This is a genomic window from Chitinophaga sp. RAB17 (assembly GCF_052114225.1).
Taxonomy (GTDB): Bacteria; Bacteroidota; Bacteroidia; order Chitinophagales; family Chitinophagaceae; genus Chitinophaga.
Genome location: NZ_JBFREI010000001.1, coordinates 23,756 through 41,599 on the forward strand (window position 1 = coordinate 23,756; position 17,844 = coordinate 41,599).

Annotated in this window: 12 protein-coding genes and 1 tRNA gene; 6 read left to right on the forward strand and 7 right to left on the reverse strand. The window is 43.0% G+C overall.

Annotated elements, in window-relative coordinates:
• Positions 1 to 115: 115 nt before the first annotated feature.
• Entirely contained in the window at positions 116 to 958 is an 843-nt protein-coding gene (locus AB4Z08_RS00045) for an oxidoreductase (RefSeq protein ID WP_441571718.1), read from the forward strand.
• 85 nt (positions 959 to 1,043) lie between these two features.
• Here AB4Z08_RS00045 and AB4Z08_RS00050 read toward each other — a convergent pair whose 3' ends face one another.
• From AB4Z08_RS00050 to AB4Z08_RS00060, 3 genes are all read right to left on the reverse strand, one after another.
• Complete coding sequence (locus AB4Z08_RS00050; RefSeq protein WP_441571719.1) at positions 1,044 to 2,477, reverse strand: SusD/RagB family nutrient-binding outer membrane lipoprotein; 1,434 nt, start codon at positions 2,475 to 2,477, stop codon at positions 1,044 to 1,046.
• A 12-nt stretch (positions 2,478 to 2,489) separates the two neighbouring features.
• The gene (locus tag AB4Z08_RS00055) at positions 2,490 to 5,723 is read right to left on the reverse strand and encodes a SusC/RagA family TonB-linked outer membrane protein (RefSeq protein WP_441571720.1); all 3,234 of its coding nucleotides are present in this window, start codon (positions 5,721 to 5,723) and stop codon (positions 2,490 to 2,492) included.
• Positions 5,724 to 6,569: 846 nt separating this feature from the next.
• Positions 6,570 to 7,394: a VanW family protein gene (locus AB4Z08_RS00060; RefSeq protein WP_441571721.1), complete on the reverse strand. Its 825-nt coding sequence runs from the start codon at positions 7,392 to 7,394 to the stop codon at positions 6,570 to 6,572.
• A 259-nt stretch (positions 7,395 to 7,653) separates the two neighbouring features.
• On the opposite strand from AB4Z08_RS00060, the gene AB4Z08_RS00065 reads away from it, so the two are divergent.
• From AB4Z08_RS00065 to AB4Z08_RS00080, 4 genes are all read left to right on the forward strand, one after another.
• Positions 7,654 to 8,574 (forward strand): bestrophin family protein, encoded by a 921-nt coding sequence (locus tag AB4Z08_RS00065; RefSeq protein ID WP_441571722.1) that lies wholly within the window; start codon positions 7,654 to 7,656, stop codon positions 8,572 to 8,574.
• A gap of 193 nt (positions 8,575 to 8,767) precedes the next feature.
• Positions 8,768 to 9,823 (forward strand): phosphatidylinositol-specific phospholipase C1-like protein, encoded by a 1,056-nt coding sequence (locus tag AB4Z08_RS00070; RefSeq protein WP_441571723.1) that lies wholly within the window; start codon positions 8,768 to 8,770, stop codon positions 9,821 to 9,823.
• Positions 9,824 to 10,372: 549 nt separating this feature from the next.
• Complete coding sequence (locus tag AB4Z08_RS00075; protein ID WP_441571724.1) at positions 10,373 to 10,861, forward strand: SRPBCC domain-containing protein; 489 nt, start codon at positions 10,373 to 10,375, stop codon at positions 10,859 to 10,861.
• Between the two features lie 154 nt (positions 10,862 to 11,015).
• Positions 11,016 to 11,420 (forward strand): VOC family protein, encoded by a 405-nt coding sequence (locus AB4Z08_RS00080; protein WP_441571725.1) that lies wholly within the window; start codon positions 11,016 to 11,018, stop codon positions 11,418 to 11,420.
• A gap of 153 nt (positions 11,421 to 11,573) precedes the next feature.
• On the opposite strand, the gene AB4Z08_RS00085 is transcribed toward AB4Z08_RS00080, so the two are convergent.
• Together AB4Z08_RS00085 and AB4Z08_RS00090 are read right to left on the reverse strand one after the other, a co-directional pair.
• Positions 11,574 to 12,002 carry a hypothetical protein gene (locus AB4Z08_RS00085; protein WP_441571726.1) on the reverse strand — a complete coding sequence of 143 codons (429 nt, stop codon included), beginning with the start codon at positions 12,000 to 12,002 and terminating at the stop codon, positions 11,574 to 11,576.
• 286 nt (positions 12,003 to 12,288) lie between these two features.
• Entirely contained in the window at positions 12,289 to 14,166 is a 1,878-nt protein-coding gene (locus tag AB4Z08_RS00090; protein ID WP_441571727.1) for an ATP-binding protein, read from the reverse strand.
• Positions 14,167 to 14,709: 543 nt separating this feature from the next.
• Between AB4Z08_RS00090 and AB4Z08_RS00095 the strand changes: the two genes are divergently transcribed.
• Positions 14,710 to 15,453 carry a hypothetical protein gene (locus AB4Z08_RS00095; RefSeq protein WP_441571728.1) on the forward strand — a complete coding sequence of 248 codons (744 nt, stop codon included), beginning with the start codon at positions 14,710 to 14,712 and terminating at the stop codon, positions 15,451 to 15,453.
• A gap of 575 nt (positions 15,454 to 16,028) precedes the next feature.
• On the opposite strand, the gene AB4Z08_RS00100 is transcribed toward AB4Z08_RS00095, so the two are convergent.
• A tRNA-Ser gene (locus AB4Z08_RS00100) sits at positions 16,029 to 16,113 on the reverse strand.
• Positions 16,114 to 16,424: 311 nt separating this feature from the next.
• Positions 16,425 to 17,837, reverse strand: a complete 1,413-nt coding sequence (locus AB4Z08_RS00105; protein WP_441571729.1) for an efflux transporter outer membrane subunit — start codon at positions 17,835 to 17,837, stop codon at positions 16,425 to 16,427.
• Positions 17,838 to 17,844 lie beyond the last annotated feature (7 nt).

Here is a 17,844-nt window from a genome sequence, read left to right on the forward strand (position 1 = left end):
ATTCCCGCCCCTCCACAAACAATCTTCCATGTATTTCCATTGCTGATAAAATATATTATTTTTACAATCAACTATCACACAGCAAACTCCAGTCAAAATCAGCATTATTATCATTATGGAAAACAACGTTAAAAAAGTATGGTTCATCACGGGCGCATCTGGCGGCTTTGGAAAATCATTTGCAGAATATGCCATTCAACAGGGCTACCAGGTAGTAGTTACCGCAAGGCGGCTCGATAAACTGGAAAGCATCAAAATGCTGGCGCCTGATCAGGTAGAAGCAATCAGGATGGATGTTAACAACAACGACGAAATAGCAGCCGCCGTAAAAGCGGTCATCGCTCGTTTTGGTCGTGTGGATGTACTCATTAACAACGCCGGCTATAGCATTGTAGGTGCCGTAGAAGAAACACCGGAAGCGGAGTTACGTGCACTGATGGACACCAACTTTTTTGGTGYGGTAAGTGTAACCAACGCCCTGCTGCCCCTGTTCAGACAGCAGCAATCGGGTGCTATAGTGAATATCAGCAGTATGGGCGGACAACTATCCTTTCCCGGATTTGCGGCTTATTCCGCCTCTAAATTTGCACTGGAAGGCCTCTCAGAAGCTTTGGCAGGTGAAATGGCTCCTCTGGGAATTAAAGTAATGATTGTAGAGCCGGGTCAATTCAAAACAGAACTGGCTGGTGCTGCCATGAAGCACATGCCGGAAATAGCGGCTTACGAAAGTACCGTTGGGCCCACAAGAAATTTCGCCAAAACAATGCATGGCACACAGGAAGGAGATCCTGCCAAAGCAGCGGCGGCGATCGACAAAGCCCTGTCGGCACCCAACACACCGCTGAGATTACAATTAGGAGAAGATGCTGTTGTTGCCATTAAACAACACAGCGAAAACCTTTTAAAAGATCTGGCCGAGTGGGAACAGTTGGCGGCGGATACGAAATTAAATGCATAAATAGCAGATGGAAAGAACATCTCTATGATAGTACAAAAAAGAGAAAAAGCGATAGATCGCTTTTTCTCTTTTTTATTAGTAGATATCAGAATTTGTCCCAGAAAAGCCTGGTTGTTAATTTATCTCCACCAATACTGGCAGATGCCGCGGCATAGTTACTGGCATTCAAATTTTGCTCCGCAATCGGGTAGATGTAACGCTTGGGAATATCATTGTAGGTAAGGTCTACAGGAACATTGAATACAGGATAATCATATCTCCGCCACGCCAGCCAACCTTCTACTCCGCGGTTATAAAATGCCAGGTATTGCTGTGTTCCTATCTTCTTTTTATAATCGCCGGGCGCCTTATCATAAGCAACATTCGCCTGGCTGATATAAGAATTATATTCAGCATCCGTACATCCCCAGTAAACAAGAGAAGCTTTCACCCCATTATTATAATGCGTGATGGCGGTACCAGGTACATTAAATCCTCTTTCTTTTGCTTCTGCCAGTAAAAACTCTGTTTCACTGTTATCAAATAAAAGTGCTTCAAAATCAGCCGCGGTAGTAGCCGGGTTAAAATGGGAGTAGGTGCCATACGTATTGGCAGAACCATATATTCCACCAAGGTAGCCGGCATCTTTCAGGGTAAAAAATGCTTTTCTTCTCGGATCCTGCAAATTATTCATAACGTCCACGATCGTATTGGCAGGGACCCAATCAGTACGTCCACCCTGAACAACATCTGCCCATACGGGATTATTGTTCGGAGGGGCCACCATGTATTTTAACCGGGCGTTATCTGTGGCGGCCAGTATTAATCCGCCTTTGTCTGCTGCTGCAGATTCTATGATTGTTTTGGCTTTTGTCTGGTCAACATCTGCCAGCTGCAATCCAAGCCTTAATTTCAGACTGTTGCCAAATTTAATCCAGGCAGATACGGATCCGTTATAAATAATATCATTATTATTATCGAAGCCTGCTCCTTTAGCATCCAGCCCGCTGATGTCTGCGTCCAGTCTTTTCAGTAAATCAGCGAAAACAACGTCCTGCTTGTCGTAAGAAGGTAACATGTTGCTGTTCTTTAATGCCTGTGTATACGGTATGTCACCAAAAGTGCTTACCAATATAGAATAAGTATACACCTGTAACATATCGATAATCAACAGCTGATTGCTGACTTGCACCCGGTCCGGATTTATTTCCCCTGGAATCAGCCTTTTAGCCTCTTCCAGGTCTTTCAGCACATCGCGGTACATGGGATCCCAGAATGTATCCGGTACCTTTCTTTCCTGCAGCCGGTACTGGCTCTCCGTTGGATAGGTTGTTTGCGCCCAGTACTGTGCCATCAAACGAAATACATTGTTGAATACACTACTATTGGTCATCGCATCTACCAGACTCTTTTGCGCAGCGGTAACCAATGTGGCGCCCGGTGCTATAGCAGCGCCTTTGGTTGGTGTGTTGAGATCCGTTTTGGTACAGGACAACAGCACTATCGTACATAACCCAAAAAATATTGTTGCTTTCTTCATGTTGCTAATTTTTTAGAATCTAAACTTCAGGTTAAAACCAAATGTCCGGGAAGTAGGATAGCTGCCGCCCATAAAGCCCTGCAGATTGCCTGCGCCTAAATTATCTTCAGGATCGGCATAAGGAAGGTTTTTGTGGATAATCCACAGATTGCGGGCGATAAGTGCCACGTCAATTCCTTTAAACAAGTGCATTTTTGAGATCAATGTTTCCGGTAAAGAATAATTAATGGCTACTTCTCTCAGTTTAATATAACTGGCATCATATATAAATTCTGAATGCGGGCTTGAATTGTTACCCAGTCCTCTCTGCCCGGTGTAAGGCACTCTTTTCGTATTAGGCTTGCTTTTACCATCGGCATCTACTGTAACCCCCTGGTAAATAACACCTCCATCAGGTCCTGTATCACGTACAGATTTCCCCAGCTCATTCAGCCCCGTTGTATTGGGATATAAGCCGGCACCGGTGCCATAAAACATATCCAGCGAGAACAACTGGCCGCCCTGGCGCATGTCCACGAGGAAACTCAGACTGAGATTTTTATATTTAAAGCTATTGGTAATACCTCCAATCCAGTCAGGATTAGGATTACCAATAACGCCGTTACCGCCTGTTTTATAATAGCCGTTATCTCCTACTATGCGTTGTCCGCTTGCAGGATCAATAACAAAGTCAGTTCCCCTGATAACGCCATATGGTTCGTTTAAAGAAGCGTTGAGAGAAATGCCGCTCTGGTAGGTGCCGCCACCCAGCAATACATTGTCTATTCCAGCTGGCAACGAAAGCACTTTATTCCGGTTACGTGCCCAGTTGAGGTTTACTGTCCAGGAAAAATCGCGGGTTTTTACGGGCGTCGCGTTTACACTAACCTCTATCCCTTTATTTTCCACGTTACCGGCATTCACTACTTTACTGGTATAGCCTGCAGCAGTTGATACCGGTGTGGCAAGGATCTGATTTACAGTATTGGTTTTATAATAGGTGATATCGAAGCCGAGACGATTGCGGAAAAAAGACAGTTCAAGCCCGCCTTCTGCACTCTTTGTCCGTTCCGGTTGCAGATCAGGATTATTAAGCCTGCCGGCAACAGAGAACAGCAACGCATTACCAAAAGGAGCAGGCTTATCATAGGTGGTAAGCACGTTTAAAGGCGGAGCATCGCTGCCTACCTCCGCATAGTTAAGCCTTACTTTACCCAGACTCAGCCAGGGCACATTTTTAAGTAGTTGTGAAAATACAAAACCACCAGATACAGAAGGATAATAGTAAGTATTATTATGCGCCGGTAAAGTGGAAGAACGATCCCTGCGTACAGTCGCATCCAGGAACAACATTTCTTTAAATCCCAGGTTAACACCAGCAAAAATACCATCTACCTGTGTTTCACTTAAAAGCTCTGTAGGAGCCTGTATCGGGTTTTTGGAATTGTCGAGTGTATACAAATCCGGTGCAGACAGTCCCCCGTTAGTCGCTGCATAAATAGAGCTTATTTTTGTTCTGCGGATATTGCTACCCAATAATCCTTTAACATTGAGATCCTTGGTAATGTTTTTATTTGCGTTTAACAGGAGGTCGTAGTTATATTCACTAAACATGCGGTTAAACCGGTTATAGGAAGAAACACCCTTGCTGCCAACAGCCACTCTTTCATCCTGCATTTCGCTGTACGAGTCCAGTGAAACACGTCCCAAAACATCGAGCCAGCTGTTAACTTTATAGTTCAACGCGGCATTTCCGAAATAGCGGTAGCGTTCATCCGTTTCAAAATTTTTATACCTGGTCCAATAGGGATTGTTCTCATATAAGGGACTGGGATCGGTGATGCTTTTCCTGTTCCAGGTAGTATTTTTACCTGTATTGAAATAAGCTGCTTTCAGATCCATCATATCCACATTCAGCGCATAAAACTGCCGGAAGCTGCGCATAATGTTGTTGGGATCATATCCTGTACCGTATCTTCCTTTTCCATTAGTAAAAGTGTAATTAATGCTACCGGAAGCAGTCAGTCGGTCAGATATCTTATACGAAGCACCAAAGTTCACCATATCCTTGCCTAGCTTACTGTTGGGTAGTATGCCCTTTTCTGATGTTTTGGTATATCCCAGTTTGAAATAACCATTATCTCCACCACCATCTATTAAGATGCTGTTGTTAGTAGTAAGAGGGTTTTCATAAAAACTATTAGGGTCATGCTCCGGGGCCACAAAGGGTTGCGGTTTGCCATAAGTAGGAGAACCCTTGTAAAAAGACCGCCAGTCATATACCATTAAAGATGGATTGTAGGGAGCTCCATAGGAAGCATCTTCTGTCATCGGTGATATCAGGTCTTTTATTCCATCTCCATTTACATCTTCATAAAAAAAATATCCATCGGGAGAACCATAAACAACACTCTGAGGATCATAATACCCTTCCCCGAATTGTTTCTGATAAACAGGTAAGGTACTTTTGTCAACAGCACCAAAAGTGACGCCTGTATTTATAGTAATCCCCAAACCCTTCCGTCCTTTTTTGGTGGTGATCATAATAACGCCATTGGCTGCACGTGAACCATACAGCGCTGTTGCAGCGGCGCCTTTAAGCACGTTTACCGACTCCACATCGTCCTGGTTAATATCAGCGGCAGCGTTGCCGTAATCGTATCCCCCGCGGCCCAGTACCTGTGTGCCTGAATTCTTATTTGAATTATCTACCGGTACACCGTCAATTACAAACAACGCCTGGTTGTTAAAGGAAATGGATTTGCTACCTCTCAGCACAATGTTGGAAGAGCCTCCCATGGTGTTATTCTGACTCACCTGGAGTCCTGCAACTTTTCCGGAGAGAGAGTTGACAATATTGCTCGTTCTTGCTCTGTTCAGTTCTTCACCGCTCACTACCTGAGCAGAATAAGCCAGTTCATTTTTCTTCCTTTTCACATTCATAGCAGTCACCACAAGCTCTCCCAGGTTTTTGGAGTCGGGAAGCAGCGTAATAGCTATGTTTAGCATACTGCCTACCACAATTTCACGTGGCTGGTAGCCAATACTATGCACTTGCAATACGGCATCATTACCGGATACAATGATGGAAAACCTGCCATCGTTGTCGGCCAGTACGCCCGCAGTATTATTTTTTATCCTGATAGTGGCGAAGGAAACCGGAGCCCCGTCTTCTCCTGTAACTTTTCCCGAGACCTGGTGCTGCTGTGCATACACCAGGGTGGTACTCATTAGAAGTATTGCAATACAATACATAACCTTTTTCATACGTGTCGTATTTTTGTTTTGGTTTTTAAAAAGGTCGCCTCACTTTTGATGCGATCACTTATATATTTTAAGTCCGTGGCATTTCTAATATCAAACTATCTGAACACCTGCACAGGAGAATAGCGCCAATAACATCTCATCCGGATAACAATCCTGACAGATTAGTTACCAGTAAAAATTGGCGCTGTATGTACTTTCTGAATTCGTAGCCGATGCCCGCAGAGATACCCGTTTTTTGTATCCTGTTCGCGCGCACACGTTACCGCTGCCTAAGTGTTGGCAGGTACTGTAATAGGTTGTTTAAATGGCGCGGAGCCACGTTTCACAAATACGTTTGCTGTCGAATCGTTAAATGGATAATCTCCATCCGGATTTTCTGAGGTCTGGCCTATAACAAGACAATGTTATTTTGTTACAGAACACAATAACCCTGTTATCTTTCCGGATAAACCTGTCATAAAATGATTTTAAATAGTGTCATAGAATACCCGTTGACTGTAAGGTACCAGTCATCAGAAATGGAAATCGCATAAACAGGTAAGTCTATTTTTCTTGTTGCCTGCAGGATAGAGAAAAAGGTTGCTTACTTTGGCTGAAATGGCTTGATATAGCACGGATGACTTCATAACGAAGGTTACATTTCTTCTCATCTGCACAATAGCTACGTGCTAATTTGTTGTATACCAAATATACCGTGAATACTTCAACAGTTATACGTCAAAATTGATTACTAGTTTGCAGATATTAACTTTAGGAAGATAACATCTATTCATGCAGATATCTTTTGTTGGATACCTATTTGAGCTTACGTTTAAATTTGAGTAATTAATCCAGGATAGAGATCGGTTATTGTTTTTCGTCTATATAATTTGGGGGGGTATAGGTTACTCTTGCAAAGTTTTTTGTGAGAAGTTCTGTTTTTACAATTTCACCACCTTTAAATTTTAATTTCTTATCTCTCCAGATTTCGTTCTTTCGGTAAAACTGTCCATCAATCTTTAAAAACTGGTGGTCTTTCTCTGTAACATGATAAACATAATCCAGCTCTGTATCCATGCGAAGCTCACCCTCCAGGCATTTGTCCGTAAACCAAAGATTGATCTGGAAAGTGTAATCGGTATTGTTGGTAAATTGATAATCGCGGTAATTATAAAATACGGTCGCTCCGCTTCCAAAGGGCAACACTCTGCCATCGTCCGGGAATGGATCAAATGAATGGTGATAACGTTCGGTAACTGTTAATGGACTATGAATCACCAACCAGTGAATTAAATTTGAAATCTGGCAAATTCCGCCGCCAATTCCGGCCCTTGCTTCCCCAAATGATAGTTCCATTCCTGGTAAGTAGCCTTTTCTTTTGGTAGGCCGGCCAACCAGTTTACAAAATGAAAATGTTTGACCTGGCCTGATGATGATGCCATCAATTTTCCTGGTGGCAATATTTAAGTTAGTAACCTTGTTGATTTGTAATTGCCGGTCACTATCCCCCAGTTTCTTCAATAAAACAGATTGATGTTTTTTCACTCTATACGGTAATTTCTCCGAGCTAAACTCCTTCACATACGCTTTATTGTCAAAATACCAATCTGCATAACGCCTTAACCTTCTGGCCCAAACCGCTAAAAAATATAAGATGGGATGTCTTTGGCTAAGGAGTTTTCTTTCGTTCATATAGGTGCCGAATTGCTTTAAAAGTTCTTCTTCAATAATCGTTCATATTGCCGGGCTTCAAACAGGGTCTCCATTTTTACAACCATGGTATTGCCACCCGGCCTGCAATATACGGACTGTGTTCCTTAAAATGAATACCGCCTCATTCCAGCGCCAATAAAGAGGTGCTGGAATGAATATGTGGGTTGAATGACCCTTCTTTGTCCAAATCGATGATAAAAGCAGTACTATTGTACCATAAAATCCATGAGCCAATTGTATGATTAGAAGGAAAAAAGAGCACTGGTTCAGAATGCTTTTTATATGGAACGGTTCCGTATTGCCGCGATTACTACCTCGTTTAATACTGTTATTTATATTATCACTCGTGATAGTGTATCTCCATGGCACTATTTTCTCCTTTAAGGTCCCGCTGAATCCTGCGCCATTTACCCTGTTTGGATTCGTGCTGGCATTATTTCTTGGCTTTCGTAATAATGCGAGCTACGAGCGTTTTTGGGAAGGGCGTAAGCTCTGGGGAGCGTTACTAAATATCACGCGATCTTTAACCCGGCAAGCTTTAACCCTGGTAAATTCCACAGCTGAGGAGGGCTCCACACTAGGATTTGTACAACTACTCAGTGCATTCAATTATGCGTTAAAACATCACCTAAGAGGAACAGACGCCCTGCCGGATCTGGAAAAGCGCCTTAATGAAAAGCAATTTAAATTAGTAGCCAATACACAGTTTAAGTACATTATCATCACGAAACTGTTGGCAGAATGGGTCCAAAAAGCAAGAATGGAAAACAGAATTGACTCCATCCAGCAAGCCCGTTTTGATGAAAATATTGATAAACTGGAAGAGGTAGCGGGCGGCTGTGAAAGAATTGTGTCCACTCCCATTCCGTATAGTTATAGCGTACTACTGCACCGCACCATTTATATTTACTGCTTCTTGCTCCCATTTGGATTAGTAGACAGCCTGGGATGGTTTACACCATTTATTGTGTCGTTCATTGCGTACACATTTGTTGCGTTTGAAGCCATTGCCGATGAAATTGAAGAACCCTTTGGTATGGAAACCAATGATCTCGCGCTTGATAATATGTGTGAGATGATTGACCGTACCATATTTGAATTAATCAATATCACCATAGCAGCATCTAAGGAATCTGACCAGCAACAAATCATCCACTAAAGGATTTTATATGGATGTAATGTGGTAACCAGTCGCTACACATTTCCGTGTTCTTAAGATCCGGGGAGAACCCCTTAATCTTTTATTAACCTTATTTAATGGAAGATCTGAGGATCCGGACTTATCTTGCCAACCTGTATTAAAACCGTATACTTTTACATTCAGGTAATTCATTATCATCAACTGCGTAGTTATGAGACCTTTTATTTCAGCCCTTTCCGTGTTTCTTTTTACAGGCCTCGCCCAGCAAGCCTATTCACAGAAGGAGAACCCAAAACTCAACTCCTTACAGGTTATCGGGTCGCACAACAGTTATAAAAACGCCATCGAACCGGCTTTGTACAACTTTATAAAGGCCAGGGACTCCGCCAATCAGTTGAATGCACTTCAATATGAGCATATCCCCATTACGGAACAGTTAAATCTGGGCCTTAGAAACCTCGAAGTAGATGTATATGCCGACTGTAAAGGCGGCAAATACGCACATCCGAAAGGATTAGATCTGGTTACACCGGATCAGCCTTATGACACCGCGGGACTGATGAAAGAGCCCGGGTTTAAAGTGATCCACATACCCGATATCGACTTTAGAACCTCCACACCAACTTTTAAGCAATACTTACAGCAATTGAGGGCCTGGTCTGATGCAAACCCCGGTCACATCCCGGTTTTTATTACGCTTGAACCAAAAGATGGAGGAACCAATCGTTTCGGTACAACACCTGAAGCCTTTACCCCCGAATTGTTTGATGAGCTGGATGCCGTTATCAGATCCATTCTGGGCGACAGCAAACTCATTACCCCGGACCTCGTACGCGGAAAATATAAAACACTGGAAGCAGCAGTATTAAACAGGAACTGGCCATCCCTCAAAGATGCCAGGGGACGGTTTTTCTTCATGTTAGATGATAGCGGTCCAAAAAGGGACCTGTACATAAAGGACCACCCCTCTTTAAAAGGAAGGGTAATATTTGCAAATGCAAAGCCAGGGACACCGGAAGCAGCAGCTATGTTCAGAAACGATCCTGAAGACGCCGAAATACCCTCCCTGGTTAGCAAAGGCTACATCATTCGTACACGCGCCGATGCAGATACCAGAGAAGCCCGCGCTAATGATTATACCCGTTTTAATAAAGCGCAGCAATCCGGCGCACAAATCATTACAACCGACTACTATAAACCAAGCAGGTTCTTCAACTCCCCTTATCAGATAAAATTTGAAGACGGATCGTACTCAAGGATAAAGTGAGTAAAAGGCGGTAGAAATAATCAGCGATGTGTATCAGCATTCTGCTAAAAGCAAAAGCCAGTAGATATTAATCTACTGGCTTCTGCTTTAGTCATGTTATCTGCGGAGATTGGGTGATTATGTCGCCCCACTTGGCACAAACACATATTGGCTAAAAAGCCTGAAAAAAAATTTGCGTAGTTAAATAACTACACTTATATTAGTAGTCAAATAGCTACATAAAATGTAAAACGAGATGCATTCAAGGCCATCGCAGGTCCCGTCAGAAGGACTATCCTGCTATTGCCTGCTTCTCCACCAATGACTATCGGGGTGCTACAGTCGCAAACTTTGACACAGCAAGCCCCATCGTTTCAAAACATCTGCAAACACTTACTAAATGTGAATTGCTTAAATAAGCACAAAACGGCAGAGAAATTTATTATCACTTTAATGCAAAAGTATGAAAGACGTACCTGACTTTATCGAGCTATTCCGCAAAATGTGGGATGATATCTTTAACAAATTAGAAAGCGTGATGAAAAATTATAAATCAAAAAACTAAAAAAGATGGAACAAAAAACAAAAATCCATGCCGAAGATGGCAAGCAGGATTTAATCATTACAAGGGAATTTGATTTGCCGTTGGAGTTGCTTTTCAAAGCACATGCCGAGCCTGAAATTATTGAGCACTGGATGTCGCACAAAAACGGCGCAACAAAAGTGCTAAAACAGGAAAATAAAAAATTCGGTATCTGGCAGCTTGAAACAATTGACCTTAAAGGAAACAAAATTTATGGCGCCAGCGGCGTAACACTTGATTTTATTCCAAACGAAAAAATTACACGGACGTTTGAAATGGAAAATGCCCCATTTCCTGTTCAATTGGAATTTATCGAATTCGAAAAACTTACGGACAACACCAGTAAACTTACGATGCAGATGATATTTAAATCTGTTGACATCAGGGATCAACTACTTAAAATGCCGTTTGCCCACGGAATAAATATGGCACACGACCGCATACAAGAGCTGCTCCAGGAAGGTCACCTTTCTTAATTAATAACGAATAATATGAACCTGAAAGCAGATTGGTACTTTACCAGATCTGAAAAAAAGCAGGCAGAAAAGAATAAACACTTTTCTACTTTGTATGTTTAGCTATAATAGCACCCATTGACATCATCTACTCCCAATTAAAAAATACTCCGTTATGAAAAAAAATATCGTTTGCTGGTTTGAAATTTATGTAAAAGACATTTACAGAGCCAGAGACTTTTACACAAAAGTATTGAATGAAAAAATAAATAACGTGGTGGAAACACCAGGTGGGCCAGGCATTCCAAAATTTAAAATTGCCACCTTTGCTACAGGCAAAGACAGCAGCATTGTTAGCGGCTCATTGATAGAAATGGAAGGCACAAAAAACGGGGACGAAAAAGCAGTAAACACGATTGTATATTTTCCTACTGATGATTGTACTGCGAGTGAAAAAAAAGTAATAGAAGCCGGCGGTAAAATCTTAAAATCCAAATTCCCGGTGGACGCACCAGGCTACTGCAGTGTATGTATTGACACAGAGGGCAATCCCATCGGCTTTTTCTCATTGGATAAGTAGCCGGTTTCATTTCCTCAGGCAAGCAATGCTGTCATTAATTAAATCACCGGCAGCGGTACCTCTCAGCATGTGGTAAAACCGATGGAAGACATAGGTGTGTAAATAAGGGTGGTGTAAATACATCAGGATGGCAATCTATGTTTTATTGTCAGACTAGTGCCCTGTGGACCAGATCACCCTTACACTCACTTCGTGATTAGTACCAAACTGCACCTGTACTACTGCCACATAATTTCCTCCTGTGACAGTAAAATTAATTTGTTTCCATACCGGGCTGTTAACAGGATAGGAATAGGAAACACCACTGGTAGTGGAGGATTGTACGGCTCCGCCAAATTCCTGTATAACATACGAGTTGGGCGAATCCAGATCATACGTATTCAAACTGGGTGAAGTTCCGCCAGACGGACTCCACATCACGTTGGTTGTTTGATAATACGTACCGGGGATTTCGTTATTAAATACCGTTACTACCATAGGCCCCGGTGGCCTTGTATGAATATTGAACGACTGCGATCCCGCCGCAAATGAAAATAAAAAGCAAACTAAAAATCCAGCTACAAAGAATAGTACTCTTTTCATAAAATTGGGTTTAAAGTAACGTTCTTTTAAATGATTAAAGTGGTAACAAACATAGACTGCCATATGCTGATGTTTTTATCCTAATCGTAAAATAAGCTTTGTTCCGGGCCACAGGAATATGGATGAATTAACTCTGCGTTAATAAATAACATTCACTCATGCTGGTTCCTCAGATGTTACAATATTGGGATTTGAATGCTGGCTGCTGGATATTGACAGCTAGCCGCCAACTGCAAACTATTTCGGTAAATGACAATGATTCTGGGATGAAAGCATCGTACAACAATTATTGCTTAAACGAAATATAAAATGTTGATCCTTGTCCAGGCTGGCTTTCAAACCAGATATGTCCTCCATGTGCTTCAACAATCTGCCGACATATATAGAGGCCAAGGCCAAAAGAGGGCTCTCCGGATGTCCCTTTTCGTTTAATCGTACTTTCAAATGGCTCAAATATCCTGGCCGCCATTTCGGGTGGAATACCGATACCATTGTCGCGCACCGATATGGTGATACTGCCTGGTTTATTTTCAGATAGGTTGGATGTTTTTTCTACCATGACCTCAATAGTTGCCCCTTCATGGCTGAATTTAATAGCATTTCCTACCAGGTTATCAACGACCCGGGAAAGTTTCCTTTTGTCTCCCAGCATAAAAGCAGGATTGGCTTTCGGAAGAATCAGTGTTTGTTTTTTTTCCGCAGCGCGATAGGCCAATAACTTTACCGATTCCTGTAGCAGCGCATTTACATCTGTCATTTCTTTCTCGAGGGGTTGGTTCCCGATATCGAAATCTGTTTCCAGTAACTCAGTAATTAATTGCAAGCATCCTTTACTGGCCTGATCGATCAGGGCCATCCATTCCTTCTCCCAGGCCGATGGTGGGATATCCAGCATCATATCTGCGAAAGCGCTGACAGCCCCTATCGGATTCCGTAAGTCATGCGCTACCACCCTTATAAGTCGCACGTAATTCTTATTACTAGCCTCAAGTGCTGCTGTGATGGTGGTCAGTTGTTCATATTGTTTTTCTAACCTGGCATGAACACGCTCATTTCTTCTTTTGTTTCGCCAAAGCAAGTAAATGATAATTCCGGCAAGTATACATGCTATACCCACCAACCACAATAAACGGGTGGCATAGCCTTTCTCTTCCCGTATTATTTCGAGCTGCTGATTCTTCAGTGCATAGGTAATATAATCAATGCCCGATTGGTTGTCTACTTCCTGTTTTTCCCGGTATAGAGCCACCAGTGCTGCACTATACTCATAAGCTTTTTGGTCATTCTTCCTGGTAATATAAAACTCATACAGCTTGTTATCTACATTTAACTCATAGCTTCTGTATTTTTTTGCTTTTGTAATATTTAATGCCTGCTGGTAGAAGTTCACGGCTGTAGCAGAATCAGTACCAGCATATAAATCCGCCAGTTCTATCAGCACATCGAGACTCATAAAGTATAGTTTTCCACGCAGTCCACCGGACAGCACACGCTGTAACAGCTGGATGCAATTTGCAGTATCTCTCTTCTCAAGATATCTGTTAGCCTGCAATTGCCCCACTGCCAGCAGCACGCGGATGTCATGGTATTTTTGAGCTATCCTGATTGCTTTATTGATGTATTGGTCTACTGAGTCAGCGGCAAACTGTTCCGGATATTGAAGAATGAAATTATAAATGACCAGCGACATGATAGAGTCATTTCTTAGTGTAGCGCCAAGGTCCAGGGCTCTCCTAAAATGATTCAACGCCTTCTCCTTATTACCATTGGTATTATAAACCATTGCAATATTCATCAGTACTTGTACCAGATTGGAAGAATCGCCGATTGCGTCATATTGTTTATAGGCATCGCCATAGTAGCGCAGGGCAAGCTCATTGCTCCCTTTTATGTCAAAATATATAGCCAGATTATTGGTGGCGTCCGCTATCCCCTGGGGATAATCGATTCTGTAAGCTATTTCCAGTGCCCTATTCCCGTAGATGAGTGTGGTATCTGCATCCTGCTCATATGATAGCATACTTAATTTATTCAGTACATCCACATATTGGGCGCTGTCGGTAATAGCCGGGAGCGCTTTCTTAAGAGAATGAACAAACTCTTCCTGGCTGTGCGCAGTACAGGATAGCATCAACAACAAAACAAGGCAGGCAAATATTTTCAAATCAGGATTGTTTCCAACAAATTAGCTTTTATAATGAATAACTCAAAAAAACAATGTATCCCCCGGGAGGGATGTCTGCTTTTGGGCCAACTTGTCAAAACCAATCTTTCCATTTGTATCAGTTTCCGTTACTTTCTTTAAGAGGTAACTTCTTGTCCAGACGATCATTAAATAACCGGCAGATTATATTTAAGCAGTAAAGACTGTTTAAATATAATCTGCCGGCCATTCACCCGAAGATAATTTTTCTGCTCACTGGATTATTCAATGGGGTCCTTCAATAATGGTCGTAATTTTGCTCCTGCTTTTCCTGAGTATTTTCCACATCCCTTACCATGAATCTCAGCAAATTACTATGGGGAATATCTTTTTTCAATATGCTCTAAAGGCCCATACACTCACGTTTGCCATTCTCAAATCACCACTACACTATCTTTGAATATTATACAATTCTCATGGCATTAGCTTTAGCGAATCTTCCATCTATCCCGAAAACACATTCCCCGGATTATGTTATATTTATAGTAATCAAAATAATCTCCCATGGCAAAACAAATGTCTGTCATTTCCTTTACGGGAAAACTCGGGAATCTCATTGGGTATAAGCGCAATGGCCAATACTTCCTGCGCTCCATGCCGGAAAGTGTACGCCAAACCACTGCTACCCGCCGCGCATCCCGGCGCTTTGGCATCGCCAGCAGGAAAGGTGCTTTTATCCGGCATGCTTTCTATAGCCACCTGGATATCCATTGTGACGGCGCCCACATCAATCGGCTCAACAAGCTACTCATTGCTGCCGGCGATCATCACGAAGCCATCACAGGCTTCCGCTTCAATCAACATACCGGAGTAGATCGTTTTTTCCCGGTGGCTCCCCGGCTTTTCCCTAACGGGATATTAAATATCCCCGCACAAACCATCGCCGGGTATAAAGGTATCGCTGCACTGGAAGTAAAAGTGATCGCAACGCGTATTGATTTTACATCACGTCAGGTGACGGGTAGCGAAACGATCACACTAATGATTGATCCGGCTACCACTTTCCAGGAAACAAATGTTTCGCTGGACGTCCCCGGGGAAGGTTCACTGGTGGTAGTTTTCCAGGTAAGAGCCCTATACAAAGATGGCCCATCGGGCAACAGACAATATATGGCTGCCGAAATTATTGCGGTGGCAGCACCACAGGTTCCCAAATATGCTAAAAAACGTGCTTATCCCAAGCGGACAAGATTGCTTCCTAACCTTACCTATACGCGCGCATATCCAGCTATTATTCAACTGGAATAAGGCGATCTTGCCCCTGGAGATATTTTGATGAATAAACCCCTTATACCTGCTTCCTTTCAATAGTACATCTCTTTCCGCAGCTCCTCCCTGGTAGGGAAGCAGCCCTGCTATGGTCACTGCTGACCTCCCCCCGTCTTCTGATTCAATTTCATCGGGATTATACATCCGGAACCCATCCCCGCATCAAGTCCACCTCTCCTGCAGTGCTACTATAGGTACATAGCGGGTGTTAAGCATAACATCGACGATATCAACGTAATGAAAAGGTAATGCTGACTATAATGAGGGGTGCTCTTAATGTGCTATATCTTAAAAAAGTATTTAGAGACAACGAAGATGAAGTTCTTTTTAAAATATCGGTAATGCAGGCTTTGGGGCCATTGGCAGGCTTAGATCTGTAGCATTCTTCCTTCATAACTTTGTGCTTTAAATTTACACTATCCCCAACTTTTCAACTTGATCCCAAATATCTCTATCGAACCTCACTTTTCAAATCGAAAAACCACCTGATACACATCATCTTAAAAATGAAAAAGCGACACAAAATCCAATATTGAATTCTGTGTCGCTCTTAGCGGAGAGTCAGGGATTCGAACCCCGGGACCTGTTACAGTCAACAGTTTTCAAGACTGCCGCAATCGACCGCTCTGCCAACTCTCCGTGTGGGACGCAAAAGTATAAAAGGAATTGAAAATAAAAAAATTTTTTGCAAAAAATTTCTAAATCAGCCACCAGAGCGGGGCTGATAAATTACAAATGACGAACTACGGACCGAAAGCGCTGTTTATTGTTCTTTTATTGATTCAAAAATTCGTCTGTCGGTCTTTCGCTTTGCTCCGTAATTCGTCATTAATTATTCCTACTATTTCCGTCTACCTGTTAAAAGGTAGTGTTGTAACTTATTCCAGCTACCGTAAAGGCAGTATTGTAACTATTTCCAGCTATCCCCGGAGGGATAATATCGTTATGGCTTATTTCCAGCCACCACCCAGGGAACGGTACAAATCCACCATCGCGCTTAAACGCTGACGGTCGATGTCCGCCTGTGCCAGTTCTGCCTGCAGGGAACGTCCCTGTGCAGTAATGACTTCCAGGTAGTTGGCCATACCGCTGCGGAACAACATTTGGGCTTGTTGTACTGCCAGCTGTGATGTATTTACCTGCCGTTGGGCAATTTCCTGTTGTACTTTCACCTTGTCCAGCTTTACCAGGGCATTACTCACCTCTCCTACTGCATTCAAAGCAGATTGCTTGAATTGGATCACGGCCTGTTCACGCTGTATTTTCGCTACTTCCAACTGTGTTTTTAAAGCGCGACGCTGGAAAATAGGTTGTGTTAAACCACCTGCTACGGTACCAAACAAAGAGGCTGGCAGATTAAACCAGGTGCTGGCTTTGAAGGCATTCACACCACCGCTGCCGGTGATGGTCAATGTAGGGTACATATTACCCTGCGCAGCGCCTACCAGTGCATTAGCTGCAACCAATCCCATTTCGTTGGCACGTACATCCGGACGACGACTGATCATCGTAGCAGGAATACCTGTTGGCAATGAATCAGCTACCTGGAAATTACTCAGCTGGCTACTACGTGTAATCGTTGACGGTAGTTCACCTGTTAAAATACGCAACGCGTTTTCCTGGATAGCAATACCCTGTTCCAGCTGTGGTACCAGCAGTTCTGCGGTCTGTTGCTGTGAAATGGCCTGTTGTACCCCCAGCTCGGTTACTTCACCTGCAGCTTTCTGTAAACGAATCATTTTTACAATGGTATCACTGAGTTGCAGGTTTTTACGGGCAATACTTAACTGGTTGTCCAGCATCAGCAAGTTGAAATAGCTGTTGGCTACTGCTGCTACCAGTCCTGTTTGTACGGCATGTTCACCTTCATACGACTGCAGGTAAGTAGCCAGTGCGGCTTCTTTCTGACGGCGTATTTTGCCCCAGATATCGATTTCCCATGACATCCCTACTCCAAGGTTGAAGTCTTCGATATGATCTCCCAGGTTATTCACGGAGAGGTTCAAACCATTGAAACTATTTTTGGAAGGGAAGTTGGTGCTTGCGGATGCAGTGGCGTTAAAAGCCGGCAACCAGGCAACTTTCGCCTGTTTAAGATAGGCTTGCGCTGATTCTACCTTTTTCACAGCCAGTTGCAGGTCATAGTTGCCGGTAATGGCTTTATCTATCAACTGCTGCAAAGTGGCATCCGTAAAAAACTTCTTCCATTCTATTTCTGCTATGCTGCTATCCGATGGGGCAACGTTTCCAAACTGTTGGGGAAGCGCCACCGGGGGCCGCTCGTAATTGCGGCCAACCCGGCATGCTGCTAACCCTACAACTAAGGACAACAGAATTAAAAATGAGCTATAACTTGTTTTCATTTGTCTT

Bases quoted from the DNA above. Each gene is read 5' to 3' on its own strand.
- AB4Z08_RS00080 (WP_441571725.1), top strand. From the start codon at position 11,016: ATGAAAAAAAATATCGTTTGCTGGTTTGAAATTTATGTAAAAGACATT.
- AB4Z08_RS00065 (WP_441571722.1), top strand. From the start codon at position 7,654: ATGATTAGAAGGAAAAAAGAGCACTGGTTCAGAATGCTTTTTATATGG.
- AB4Z08_RS00075 (WP_441571724.1), top strand. From the start codon at position 10,373: ATGGAACAAAAAACAAAAATCCATGCCGAAGATGGCAAGCAGGATTTA.
- AB4Z08_RS00060 (WP_441571721.1), bottom strand. From the start codon at position 7,394: ATGAACGAAAGAAAACTCCTTAGCCAAAGACATCCCATCTTATATTTT.
- AB4Z08_RS00070 (WP_441571723.1), top strand. From the start codon at position 8,768: ATGAGACCTTTTATTTCAGCCCTTTCCGTGTTTCTTTTTACAGGCCTC.
- AB4Z08_RS00055 (WP_441571720.1), bottom strand. From the start codon at position 5,723: ATGAAAAAGGTTATGTATTGTATTGCAATACTTCTAATGAGTACCACC.
- AB4Z08_RS00085 (WP_441571726.1), bottom strand. From the start codon at position 12,002: ATGAAAAGAGTACTATTCTTTGTAGCTGGATTTTTAGTTTGCTTTTTA.
- AB4Z08_RS00105 (WP_441571729.1), bottom strand. From the start codon at position 17,837: ATGAAAACAAGTTATAGCTCATTTTTAATTCTGTTGTCCTTAGTTGTA.
- AB4Z08_RS00050 (WP_441571719.1), bottom strand. From the start codon at position 2,477: ATGAAGAAAGCAACAATATTTTTTGGGTTATGTACGATAGTGCTGTTG.
- AB4Z08_RS00095 (WP_441571728.1), top strand. From the start codon at position 14,710: ATGGCAAAACAAATGTCTGTCATTTCCTTTACGGGAAAACTCGGGAAT.